General features: G+C 40.5%; 12 protein-coding genes and 2 tRNA genes. 10 read left to right on the top strand and 4 right to left on the bottom strand.

Annotated elements, in window-relative coordinates:
- The first annotated feature begins 153 nt into the window (after window positions 1–153).
- The 8 genes from radC to EXH44_RS06515 all read left to right on the top strand — a co-directional run bounded on the left by radC (window position 154) and on the right by EXH44_RS06515 (window position 6,318).
- Window positions 154–870 (top strand): RadC family protein, encoded by a 717-nt coding sequence (gene radC, locus EXH44_RS06550; RefSeq protein WP_162856747.1) that lies wholly within the window; start codon window positions 154–156, stop codon window positions 868–870.
- A 125-nt stretch (window positions 871–995) separates the two neighbouring features.
- Entirely contained in the window at window positions 996–1,232 is a 237-nt protein-coding gene (rpmB, locus tag EXH44_RS06545; RefSeq protein ID WP_006251446.1) for a 50S ribosomal protein L28, read from the top strand.
- A gap of 11 nt (window positions 1,233–1,243) precedes the next feature.
- A complete protein-coding gene (gene rpmG, locus EXH44_RS06540; protein ID WP_005624479.1) occupies window positions 1,244–1,414 on the top strand; it encodes a 50S ribosomal protein L33 in 171 nt (56 codons plus the stop codon).
- A gap of 299 nt (window positions 1,415–1,713) precedes the next feature.
- A complete protein-coding gene (adhE, locus tag EXH44_RS06535) occupies window positions 1,714–4,329 on the top strand; it encodes a bifunctional acetaldehyde-CoA/alcohol dehydrogenase (protein ID WP_162856746.1) in 2,616 nt (871 codons plus the stop codon).
- Window positions 4,330–4,487: 158 nt separating this feature from the next.
- Complete coding sequence (locus tag EXH44_RS06530) at window positions 4,488–4,817, top strand: MaoP family protein (RefSeq protein WP_162856745.1); 330 nt, start codon at window positions 4,488–4,490, stop codon at window positions 4,815–4,817.
- A 52-nt stretch (window positions 4,818–4,869) separates the two neighbouring features.
- On the top strand, window positions 4,870–5,964 hold the full coding sequence (gene trmA / locus EXH44_RS06525; RefSeq protein ID WP_162856744.1) for a tRNA (uridine(54)-C5)-methyltransferase TrmA: 1,095 nt from the start codon (window positions 4,870–4,872) through the stop codon (window positions 5,962–5,964).
- A gap of 90 nt (window positions 5,965–6,054) precedes the next feature.
- A tRNA-Ser gene (locus EXH44_RS06520) sits at window positions 6,055–6,144 on the top strand.
- 84 nt (window positions 6,145–6,228) lie between these two features.
- A tRNA-Ser gene (locus EXH44_RS06515) sits at window positions 6,229–6,318 on the top strand.
- Window positions 6,319–6,368: 50 nt separating this feature from the next.
- Here the strand turns inward: EXH44_RS06515 and EXH44_RS06510 are convergent.
- From EXH44_RS06510 to hemH, 4 genes are all read right to left on the bottom strand, one after another.
- On the bottom strand, window positions 6,369–8,396 hold the full coding sequence (locus tag EXH44_RS06510) for a M13 family metallopeptidase (RefSeq protein WP_162856743.1): 2,028 nt from the start codon (window positions 8,394–8,396) through the stop codon (window positions 6,369–6,371).
- Between the two features lie 94 nt (window positions 8,397–8,490).
- A complete protein-coding gene (locus tag EXH44_RS06505; RefSeq protein ID WP_162856742.1) occupies window positions 8,491–9,798 on the bottom strand; it encodes an ammonium transporter in 1,308 nt (435 codons plus the stop codon).
- An 18-nt stretch (window positions 9,799–9,816) separates the two neighbouring features.
- On the bottom strand, window positions 9,817–10,155 hold the full coding sequence (locus EXH44_RS06500; RefSeq protein ID WP_162856741.1) for a P-II family nitrogen regulator: 339 nt from the start codon (window positions 10,153–10,155) through the stop codon (window positions 9,817–9,819).
- 243 nt (window positions 10,156–10,398) lie between these two features.
- Window positions 10,399–11,361: a ferrochelatase gene (hemH, locus tag EXH44_RS06495; RefSeq protein ID WP_162856740.1), complete on the bottom strand. Its 963-nt coding sequence runs from the start codon at window positions 11,359–11,361 to the stop codon at window positions 10,399–10,401.
- A gap of 233 nt (window positions 11,362–11,594) precedes the next feature.
- Here hemH and rpsL point away from each other — a divergent pair, with 233 nt between their 5' ends.
- Window positions 11,595–11,969, top strand: coding sequence for a 30S ribosomal protein S12 (rpsL, locus tag EXH44_RS06490; RefSeq protein WP_005708967.1), 375 nt, complete (start codon window positions 11,595–11,597; stop codon window positions 11,967–11,969).
- 126 nt (window positions 11,970–12,095) lie between these two features.
- Window positions 12,096–12,566: a 30S ribosomal protein S7 gene (rpsG, locus tag EXH44_RS06485; RefSeq protein ID WP_021111952.1), complete on the top strand. Its 471-nt coding sequence runs from the start codon at window positions 12,096–12,098 to the stop codon at window positions 12,564–12,566.
- Window positions 12,567–12,615 lie beyond the last annotated feature (49 nt).

The raw sequence follows: 12,615 nt of genomic DNA, 5'->3' as shown, positions 1-12,615 counted from the left end.
GATGGATTTTCTGTTCGCTATTCTACGCAAATAGGTACTCACTCACAACGCCCTATTTTTGCGATCTTTGTCGAAAAAAGAGAAAAAGCCTTTTGAATCAAGGAGGGAAGATTTTTATGCTGTTTGCACTTTTTAACTAATTGAACAAAAAATATGAATGAAAGTTATAGTGAATTAATGCCGAGAGAAAAATTGCTGAAATTTGGTGCTGAAGCCTTAAGTGATGCTGAGCTATTGGCAATCTTTTTACGTACAGGAATTAAAGGGATGCCTGTGATGGAACTCTCCGAAAATGTATTAACAGCATTTGGATCATTACGTGGTTTACTCTCAGCGACATTAGAAGATTTCTGTAAAATCAAAGGATTAGGGCAAATTCAGTATATTCAACTTCAGGCAACAAAAGAGATGACCAAACGCTATTTATCACAACAAATGAAAGTGAACGAAATGATTGATAGCCCTTATCTTGCAGTAATGTATTTTCAATCCGAATTGGAGTCATGGGAGCGAGAAGTGTTTATGGTGATCTTTTTAGATAACCAAAATAGGTTGATTAAAACAGAAAAAATGTTCTATGGCACAATCAACCAAGCGTCCGTCCACCCACGTGAAATCATTAAAGAAGCCTTAAAATGTAATGCAGCCGCTATATTAGTCGCACATAATCATCCATCGGGAAATTGCACACCAAGTGAAGCGGATCGCTACTTAACGAGAAAGATCGAAATGGCGTGCGATCTGATCGATCTTCGCTTTGTCGATCATATTATTGTTGGCAAAGGTGATTACTTTTCATTCGAAGAAGAAAAGTTTGAACTGGAAAATTGTGAATTTTCCCCTTGTTTAGATGAACTAAAGCAAGTATAATCCGCAGTCTTTAAAATAGTCTGTGGGTCGGGTGTATGTACCTGACGAGGTCGTCAGATTGAGTTGAGCCTTTCTGATCGCCCGAACCATTTAGCTTAAGCTTAAGTAATATCGGAGAATTGAAAATGTCTAGAGTCTGTCAAGTAACAGGCAAGCGTCCAGCAGTTGGTAACAACCGCTCACACGCAATGAATGCGACTAAACGTCGTTTTCTTCCAAACCTTCACACTCACCGTTTCTGGGTTGAGAGCGAAAACCGTTTCGTAACTTTACGCTTAACAGCGAAAGGTATGCGTATTATTGATAAAAAAGGCATCGATGCAGTATTAGCTGAAATCCGTGCTCGTGGCGAAAAAATCTAAGGAGCTAACAAATGGCAGCTAAAGGTAATCGCGAGAAGATCAAATTAGTTTCTACAGCTGAAACTGGTCACTTCTATACAACAACAAAAAACAAACGTAATATGCCAGAAAAAATGGAAATCAAAAAATTTGATCCAGTTGTGCGTAAACACGTTGTTTATAAAGAAGCAAAAATCAAATAATTTGCTTGTTCATCTTAAAAACCCAGCGAAAGCTGGGTTTTTTAACCTCCCCAAAATATTGCATCAGATATGCAAGAAATATCAAATATCTCACCGCTTGTATTTTCAGCAAAAAAGTTTCCTATTTGTTACTGAAAAGTAATCAAAAAATCTCTGAAAAATGATGTTTTTGAAAGGAAAAATACCCTTTTTGATCTAGGTCAGATCTATCTCAAAGTCTTTGAAGAACTACAAGCATTTTCACTCCAAATGAGCAATAATTTCCTCAGTTAAAATATTAATCTTTAGAGGAAGCTACTATGGCTCAAAACAACCAAACTGCATCTGTTTATGATGCTCAAACAGAAGTGAATGAACTTGTAGAAAAAGGTTTAAAAGCGTTAGATGAATTTCGCTTATTAAACCAAGAACAAGTGGATTATATTGTGGCAAAAGCATCTGTTGCAGCCCTAGATAAACACGGTGTACTAGCGCTTCACGCCGTAGAAGAAACGGGACGCGGGGTGTTTGAAGATAAAGCGACAAAAAACCTGTTTGCCTGTGAATATGTCGTCAATAATATGCGACATCTCAAAACTGCCGGGGTTATCAGTGAAGATGATGTAACAGGTATTACGGAGATTGCTGATCCTGTCGGTGTTGTTTGCGGAATTACTCCAACTACTAACCCTACATCTACCACCATTTTCAAAGCACTCATCGCCCTTAAAACTCGTAATCCAATCGTTTTTGCCTTCCACCCATCTGCTCAACAATGTTCTGCTCACGCTGCTCAAATCGTCTATGATGCTGCGGTTGCTGCTGGTGCACCTCAAAACTGTATTCAGTGGATCAAAACCCCATCTATGGATGGAACTTCACTCCTTATGAAACATAAAGGTATCGCAACCATCCTTGCAACGGGTGGTAATGCGATGGTGGAAGCCGCCTATTCTTGCGGTAAACCTGCGTTGGGGGTCGGTGCTGGTAATGTTCCTGCCTATGTAGAAAAAACCGCTAAACTTAAACAAGCAGTATATGACATTGTGATGTCAAAATCCTTTGATAATGGAATGATCTGTGCATCAGAACAAGCAGCCATTGTGGATAAAGAGATCTATGACGATTTCATCAAAGAGATGCAATCTTACGGTGTTTATCTCGTGAATAAAAAAGAGAAAGCGTTGCTTGAAAAATATATCTTCGGTGTAGATAAAGCCGATAAAGCAAGCTGCTCCGGCGCTAAATTAAACTCTGCGGTGGTAGGTAAACCTGCGGCTTGGATTGCAGAACAAGCGGGCTTTTCTGTGCCAGAAAAAACCAATATCCTACTTGCAGAATGTAAAGAAGTGGGTGAAGTGGAACCTCTAACTCGCGAGAAATTATCGCCTGTCCTTGCTTTATTAAAATCAGATTCCACCGAACACGGTTTAGCCTTATCCGAAGCCATGGTGAATTTCCACGGTTTAGGTCACTCTGCCGCTATTCACACCCAAGATAAAGAATTAGCAAAAATCTTTGGTGAACGTGTGAAAGCCATTCGGGTGATTTGGAACTCACCATCTACCTTTGGTGGTATTGGTGATGTATATAACTCTTTCTTGCCTTCTCTCACCTTAGGCTGTGGCTCTTACGGTAAAAACTCGGTGAGTAATAACGTAAGTGCATTCAATCTATTAAATATCAAACGTGTGGGCAGACGGAGAAATAATATGCAGTGGTTTAAAGTACCATCAAAAATCTACTTTGAGCGTGATTCAATTCAATATCTCAAATCAATGGTAGGTGCAGAAAAAGTGATGATCGTAACCGACAGATCGATGGTTGATCTTGGCTTTGTCGATCGTATCACTGAGCAACTTCGCCAACGTCGTAATAAAGTCACCTATCAGCTCTTTGCAGATGTCGAGCCAAACCCAAGTTTAGATACCGTTAAACGTGGTACAGAGTTAATGCGTAGTTTCCAACCAGATACGATCATTGCTCTAGGTGGTGGTTCACCGATGGATGCAGCGAAAATTATGTGGTTATTCTATGAACAACCGGAAGTGGATTTCCGTGACCTTGTTCAAAAATTTATGGATATTCGCAAACGTGCTTTTAAGTTCCCACAATTAGGACGTAAAGCGAAGTTTGTCGGTATTCCAACCACATCAGGAACAGGTTCTGAAGTGACACCATTTGCGGTAATTACCGATGGTGACATTAAATATCCGTTAGCAGACTACTCACTAACACCAACAGTCGCGATTGTCGATCCAGCATTGGTGATGTCTGTCCCATCTCACGTTGCTGCAGATACGGGCTTAGACGTATTAACTCACGCAACCGAAGCCTATGTGTCGATTCTTGCTAATGACTATACCGACGGTTTAGCCTTACAAGCGATTAAACTCGTTTTTGAAAACTTAGAAAAATCGGTAAAAGCCTTTGATGAAGTCGCTCGTGAAAAAATGCATAACGCCTCAACTATGGCTGGTATGGCATTTGCGAACGCTTTCTTAGGTATTTGTCACTCAATGGCACACAAAATCGGCGGTAAATTCCATACTGTTCACGGACGTACCAATGCAATCTTGCTTCCGCACGTGATTCGTTATAACGGTACTCGCCCGACAAAAGTGGCAACTTGGCCGAAATATACGGATTATGTTGCGGATGTGCGTTATCAAGACATTGCGAAAATGCTTGGTTTACCAGCATCTACACCAGCAGAAGGAGTTGAATCTTATGCTAAAGCGGTGCACGATTTAGCCGTACGTTGTGGCGTGAAAATGTCATTAAAAGATCAGGGAGTTGATGAAAAAGCCTTCCTTGATGCTCGTCGTGAGTTAGCCTTCAATGCCTTTGAAGACCAATGCACGCCTGCCAACCCTCGTTTAGCGATGGTGGCTGATATGGAAGAGATTATGACCAAAGCCTATTATGGTAAATAATCATTTTTACGATATTTAGGGATACAAGCGGTGAGATTCGTAAAAAATTTTGCAAATCTCACCGCTTTTTGCATTAAAACATTGATCTTTTCCTAAGTTTTGGCTTTAATGCTTGCCCGATTTTGATTTTCCTAAATACAGTATAGATAGAGGCAATTATGGCAGAAAGTTTTAGCGTAACACGTCGTTTCTTCGACGATAAAAATTATCCACGTGGTTTCTCTCGTCACGGTGATTACACCATTCGTGAATCACAAACCTTAGAACAGTTTGGTCAAGCTTGTCTAGCATTAGAAAGCGGTGAACGCCAACCTGCTACTGCAGAAGAAAAACAATTTGTTGCCGTAATGAAAGGTGAAAGAGCTGCAGAAACTTTCTTAGAAAAAGTCTGGGTTAAATACCGTGATTTAACCAGCAAAACTAAACGCATTTACACCCTTTCAGGTGATGTAAGTGGCGACCTTGGTGGCGACGATTCTGCAGAATAATGTGTGGGAAGGCTTGAAAAAGCCTTTTCTTTTTCCTTTTTGATAAATTCAAATGACCTTACCAATTCATCAATATCCAGCGTTACTTGCAAAAAAAGCTGAGAATCTCACCGCTTTACTTGCACCTTTTAATGCACCTGAACTTGACGTTTTTGCTTCTGACACAAGCCATTTTCGCTTACGTGCAGAATTTCGTGTCTGGCACGATAATGGCGATCTTTATCACATTATGTTCGATCAAGCGACTAAACAACGCTACCGTGTCGATCAATTTCCGATTGCAAGCCAACTGATTAATCGAATGATGACAGTGTTGCTGGCTGAAATCAAAGGTAACGAGTTACTGACGCGTAAACTGTTTCAGATTGACTATTTAAGTACATTAAGTGGGCAAATCGCCGTTTCAATGCTTTATCATAAATCGCTGACAGAAGAATGGATAGTGCAAGCGAAGTTACTTAAACAACGCTTGATCGGCTATGGTTTTGATGTCCAGTTAATCGGGCGTGCGACGAAGCAAAAAATTGCATTAGATTGTGATTATGTAGAAGAAGCCTTGAATGTTGATGGCAAAGTTTACCGTTATCGCCAAGTGGAAAATAGTTTCACGCAACCCAACGGCAAAATGAACATCAAAATGTTGGAATGGGCGAGAGCTTGTACGGCAAATAGTAAGGGTGATTTATTAGAACTCTATTGTGGCAATGGTAATTTTTCAATTGCGTTAGCAAACCAATTTCGTAAGGTGCTAGCGACCGAGATTTCAAAATCATCGGTAGAATCTGCCCAATATAATATTGAAGTAAACGGTGTAGATAACTTGCAAATTATCCGAATGTCTGCGGAAGAATTTACGGAAGCGATGAATGGCGTTCGAGCCTTTTACCGCTTGCGTGGTATTGACCTAAAACAATATGATTGCAATACCATTTTTGTTGATCCGCCACGAGCAGGGCTTGATCAAGCCACGTTAGATATGGTGCAGGGCTATGAAAGAATCCTCTATATCTCTTGCAATCCACATACGTTAGCCGACAATTTAAAACAATTAACTCAAACTCACCGCATTGAACGCTGTGCATTGTTCGACCAATTCCCTTACACCGAGCATATTGAAAGTGGGGTTTGGTTAATTCGTAACAGCTAAGTAGGCGAAAAATAGAACATTTGACGGTTTTGCATCATTTTGTGCTTGACCTAGTTCAGAGTTATCTATATCATTCCGCCTGTTTTCAGCGGAGGAATGGCAGAGCGGTTGAATGCACCGGTCTTGAAAACCGGCGAGGGTTAACGCCCTCCGTGAGTTCGAATCTCACTTCCTCCGCCACTGAATATACAGCCTGTTGATAAGTAATTATCAGCAGGTTTTCGCTCTCAAGAGCAAATAAAAATTAAAAATAGCTTTCAACTCGGAGGAATGGCAGAGCGGTTGAATGCACCGGTCTTGAAAACCGGCGAGGGTTAACGCCCTCCGTGAGTTCGAATCTCACTTCCTCCGCCACTTATTTTAAACGCCAGTTTTGATAACTGGCGTTTTTTATTTATTATTAATTACCAAATCCTAATCCGCTCATTAATCGGACGGTACATTGCATCACCTTGCTTTGTATTAAAAGCATTATGGAAGCCTGAGATATTTAATACAGGGGCAAAAGCACGGTATTGTCCTGGGGCGTGTGGATCGCTTTTCACTTGGTGCGTTAAGGCTTGGACCGTCGCTTTATTTCGCCACGAACGTGTCCAGCTCATAAAAAAGCGTTGATCTGGGGTAAGGTTCTCCAAAGTTGGGGTTACGCCGTGATCTTGCTCATAACGTTTTAAGGCATCATAAGCAATACTTAATCCGCCCAGATCCGCAATGTTTTCCCCTAAGGTGAAACGTCCATTGACAAAGATTTTCGGGACGACTTCAAATTTATCAAATTGAGCAACCAGTTGATCTGCAAGGGCTTCAAATTTTTGTCGATCTTCTGCTGTCCACCACTCTTTTAAGTTGCCATCACCATCAAATTTTGAACCGCTGTCGTCAAAGCCGTGGGTGATTTCGTGTCCGATAATGGCACCGATAGCCCCAAAATTAACGGCAGGATCAGCGTTCATATCATAAAGCGGTGCTTGTAAGATCCCGGCAGGGAATACAATACGGTTCATCAATGGGCTATAAGAAGCATTCACCACCTGTGGCAACATTCCCCATTCATTCAAATCAACAGGCTTGCCGATTTTGTTCAAGGCTTCTTGATAATTCCATTTGGCAATTTCACGCAAGTTAGCATAAAGCGAACCGCCTTGTTCTACGGTTTTCAAATGCAGTTGGCTATAATCTTTCCATTTGTTTGGATAACCTACTTCAATGATGAATTTATCTAGCTTCACTTTCGCTTTTGCTTTGGTTTCTGGCGACATCCAACTTAAATTGTCGATACGATAATGATAGGCTTTGACCAAATAGCCAGCCATTTCAAGTAGGTCTTTTTTGGCTGTTGCAGGGAAGAATTTTTCCACATAAAATTGAGCAAATTCCTGCCCGATTTGGTTGTTAATCAAACGTAACGCTCGTTTATCTAACGGCCTTTGCTGTTTCTGCCCGACCAACTGCTTGCCATAAAAAGCAAAATTCGCATCATCTAAGGCTTTGTTTAAATAGGTGGACGCATTTGAAATGGTTTTAAAGCGTAGGTAATCTTTAATTAACCCAAGATTTTGTGGATTGATGAGCTGATCAAACTGCTTTAAGAAATTCGGTTCCCAAACAATCACTTCTTCCGTATTCACCCCAACGGCTTTAAGATAATTCGCCAGATTAATATGTTTACTTGCTTTAGCTAATTCATTGATAGATAAAGGATTATAGCGTTTTTGAATATCTCGACGCTGTTCATTGGTAAATAGGGTTTTCGCAATCGCTTTTTCATATTCCACAATCGCTTTCGCTTTTTGCTTCGGATTTTTTACCTGAGCAAAATGAAGCATTTGTGCGACATAATCTTGATAAAGCTGTAATGTTTTACGATTTTCAGGGGTATCTTTTTGATAATAATCGTTGCTCAAACCAAGGCTATCATTACTGAAATAGATCGCATTTTGGCGAGAATTTTTCAGGTGAGCAAACACCGACCAACCAAATAACATCTCATTGCCTTGCTTGGTTTCGTCAATTAAGTATTGTTCTAACTCGGCAAAGGTTTTTATCTGATCAATTCGGATTAAATCAGCTTGAATTGGACTTAAACCGAGCTTTTCACGGGCAGTCAAATCGGTATAACTTTGATAAAGTGCTTTTAAACGTTGTGCTTTTTCATCATTCGCAAAATTTGGGTCTGAAATCACCGCTTGTAACAGCTCAACGGAACGCTTTTCATTCAATTCATTAAGTTCTGCTAAGGTTCCCCAAGAAGTACGATCCGCAGGGATTTGGGCGGTATCCAGCCACTTACCATTCACATAGCGATAAAAATCTTGCTGTGGGGCAACGCTGTTATCCACCCCTTCGGTTAAGGTGCTTTGATAGGTTTTCGTGGTACAAGCCGTTAAGCCTAAAGCTAGGGCAATAAGACTAAAAGAGAGTGTTTTTTTCATTTTATCTCCAAAGGCAAGCGGTAAGATTTGACTAATTATTTGCAAAAAACTTAGTCCATCTTACCGCTTGTAAGTTCGATTGTCTTGTTAATCGTTATTCAACGCGCTCGCCGTGGATGGTAATATCCAAACCTTCACGTTCTTCGTCACGTTCCACACGTAAACCTTTTGTGATTTTCTCAATGATTTTGAGAAGAATAAAGCTGACGATACCACTATAAAGCACGGTGATGATGACATCTTTTAATTGGGTTAACACTTGGCTACCGACAGTCGCTTCGCCACCAAAAATCGTGTTGTTGAAGAAGATACCTGTCAATACTGCTCCTGCAATACCGCCGAAACCGTGGATACCAAAGGCATCTAAAGAGTCATCGTAGCCTAGTTTGTGTTTGAGTACGGAGACAGAAAAGTAGCAAACTACTGCGGTAATGATACCGATGAAGATGGCGCCTTGTGGATCAACAAAACCAGCTGCAGGCGTAATTCCGACTAATCCTGCGACAGCACCTGATGCTAAACCTAATGCAGAAGGGCGGTGTCCTGCGATTTTTTCACAAATTAACCACGTTAATGCACCAAAGGTTGCCGCAATTTGTGTCACAGCCATTGCCATACCTGCAGATGCGTTTGCTGCCACAGCTGAACCTGCGTTGAAGCCAAACCAGCCAACCCAAAGCATTGCTGTTCCCATTAAGGTGTAAACCATGTTGTGTGGTGGCATTGCTTCTTTGCCATAGCCGACACGTTTGCCGACTACAATCGCAGCTACTAAACCTGCAACCCCTGCGTTAATGTGTACGACGGTACCACCAGCGTAGTCTAACACACCGCCTTCAGCCATAAAGCCACCACCCCAAACCCAGTGGCAAGTTGGTACATAGACCAGTAAGAACCAAAGTCCAGAGAACCACATCATTGCGGAGTATTTCATACGTTCTGCAAATGCACCTGAAATAATCGCTACAGAGATTACTGCAAAGGTCATTTGGAAAAACATAAATACGGCTTCAGGTACTGTGCCTGCGTTAGGGGCAATGGTTGTCATCTCTTTAGCAAGATCTAATCCCATGCCGGATAAGAATAGGCGATCAAAACCACCGATAAACGCATTACCTTCGGTGAAAGCTAAGGAGTAGCCGACGGTAATCCATAATACTGAAATTAAAGCGGTTACAGAAAAACTGTGCATCATTGTGCTGAGTACGTTTTTCTTACGCACCATACCGCCATAAAACAGCGCTAAGCCAGGAATAGTCATAAAGAGTACTAAAATGGCAGAAATCATTACCCATGCAGTATCGCCACTATTTAATGCTGATAAAGGTTGCCACCAAGAGGTTTCGGCATAGCTCAATGTGGGTAAAAGAGAAAGTCCAAGTAAAATTGATAATTTTTTCATAATCATATCCTTATTGTCTTATAGAGCGTCGTCGTCTGTTTCACCCGTTCGAATACGGATAACACGTTCAATATCGGTGACAAAAATCTTTCCATCACCTACTTTGCCAGTTTTAACAGATTGTTGAATCACACCAATGACATCTTCGACAACATCATCGCTTACCGCAATTTCAACTTTGATTTTAGGTAGGAAATCCACCGCATACTCAGCACCTCGATAGTTTTCGACATGCCCTTTTTGACGACCAAAGCCTTTGACTTCTGTGACGGTCATACCATGTATGCCAAGATCAGAAACCGCTTCTCTTAAATCATCAAGACGGAAAGGATTTATAATTGTTGTAATTTGTTTCATGGTTTAACTCCTGTATATTTTGATTAATACACTCCATTTTGGGTGCAAAGAGAAGTTAACCAATTTCTATTAAATCAACAATAGCTGAAGTTAAAAATTCAAACAAAATGCATTAATATTGAATTTTATTTAATATAAATGCAATTTAATTAAATTTTATCTAAAAATTTTTATTCTAGCGTGATGGAGGGCAAAGAAAAAGCCTTTTTTCCCAAAAAATAGGGAGAAAAAGGCTTTAGAAAATTAAGCTAATTTATCTTCGATAAGTTTAACGAGTAGGCGGATATGATCGCTATTGGCATTTAAAGCTGGGATATAGCGGTAACTTTCTCCGCCTGCATGTTCAAAGTTTTCACGATTCTCTTCTGCAATCTCTTCTATTGTTTCTAAACAGTCTGCAGAGAATCCAGGACAGATAACGGCAACTTTTTTGATGTTTTTGGATGGAAAGCCCATTAAGGTTTCATCAGTATAAGGTTTAAGCCACTCTTCTTTGCCAAAGCGAGATTGGAAAGAGATATGCCATTGTTTCTCCGTAAGATCGAGCTGTTCCGCAACCAAATGTGCTGTTTTACGGCAATGTTCTGCATAGAAATCACCCTCCGTTTCATAACGAGCAGGTATGCCATGAAAAGAGAACAGCAATAATTCATCCTGTTCTAATTGAATAGTATTGGCGAGAGCTTTGATATATAAAGGCTCATTATGATAATTATGGATAAATTCAAAAGGAACCACTTTCTTATGTTGTGTAAGCGCACGGGCAAAGGCATCAAATACAGAAGCGGTTGTCGTTGAGCTATATTGTGGATAAAGCGGAAGTACAATGATTTTCTCAACATCATGTTTAATCAAACGTTCTACTGCACTTTCAATGCTTGGGTTACCATAGCTCATGCCTAATTCTACAATGACGTTTTGATTTTTAGCATTGAAATAAGATTGAACCGCTTTTTGTTGTTGGCGAGAAATGGAAAGCAAAGGCGAACCGGCTTCAGTCCAAATAGATTTATACGCTTCTACAACTCTTGGCGCCCGTTTAGGTAGCACCATAAAATTGAGAATAAATTGCCATTTCCACTTAGGTAGGTCGATAACACGCGGATCACTTAAAAATTGTTTAAGATAGCGTTTGACTGCGGGTGTTGTAGGTTCATCAGGTGTACCAAGATTAGCAAGCAATACGCCGATTTTTTGTTGTGACATAATAATCTCCAAAAATAATGTGCATAGTGTAGCAAGAGGAACCTCAGAGAGAAAGTGTCTCTTACCTATCAAACACATTTGTTATATTTACGCCTTTACAAGCGGTGGCTTTTAGGAAAAATTTTGCAAAATTTAAATGGACTTGACATTAATTAAACAGAGTAATAGAATTTACCGTCCTTTCGTCTGTGAAAGGCTTTTTTATTGTTTTAATTTTAACTGGAGCTTTATTAATGGCAACTATCAACCAGCTAGTACGCAAACCGCGTGTGAAAAAGGTTGTAAAAAGCAACGTTCCTGCATTAGAGGCTTGCCCGCAGAAACGTGGTGTGTGTACTCGTGTATACACTACAACTCCTAAAAAACCAAACTCAGCGTTACGTAAAGTATGTCGTATCCGCTTAACAAATGGTTTTGAGGTAACTTCTTATATCGGTGGTGAAGGTCACAACCTTCAAGAACACAGTGTTGTATTAATCCGTGGTGGTCGTGTTAAAGACTTACCAGGTGTGCGTTATCACACTGTACGTGGTGCACTTGACTGTGCAGGCGTTAAAGACCGTAAACAAGGTCGTTCTAAATACGGCGTTAAACGTCCTAAGTCTTAATGGTTCTCCGTTAAGTAAGGCCAAACGTCTAAATTAATATTTAAACCATAAACTCCAGTCAAAGGCGCTTAGTCGCAAAAGATGAGTTTTGGATATCCTGAAGATTTATAATACGGAGAAATCGCAATGCCACGTCGTCGTAGTATTGAACCACGCAAAATTCTTCCAGATCCGAAGTTCGGTTCAGAATTACTTGCAAAATTCATCAACGTTTTAATGGTTGATGGTAAAAAATCTATCGCAGAATCAATTGTTTACGGTGCGTTAGATACATTAGCTCAACGCTCTGGTAAAGATGCGTTAGAAGCATTCGAAATCGCACTTGAAAACGTGCGTCCAACTGTTGAGGTTAAATCTCGTCGTGTTGGTGGTTCTACTTACCAAGTACCAGTAGAAGTTCGTCCAACTCGTCGTAATGCTTTAGCAATGCGTTGGATCGTTGAAGCAGCACGTAAACGTGGTGACAAATCAATGGCACTTCGTTTAGCTAACGAATTATCAGATGCAGCAGACAACAAAGGCTCAGCAGTGAAAAAACGTGAAGACGTTCACCGTATGGCTGAAGCTAACAAAGCGTTTGCTCACTATCGTTGGTAATAAGCTTTTGATTTTTGTAGGCTTCATCTCAAAATTTGCGATGAAGCCT

Origin of the sequence: Actinobacillus indolicus, from assembly GCF_004519515.1 — a bacterium.
In the GTDB taxonomy this organism is placed as follows: Bacteria; Pseudomonadota; Gammaproteobacteria; order Enterobacterales; family Pasteurellaceae; genus Glaesserella; species Glaesserella indolica_A.
The sequence above is the reverse complement of the archived record's forward strand: the minus strand, read 5'-3'. Positions and strand labels throughout refer to the sequence as shown.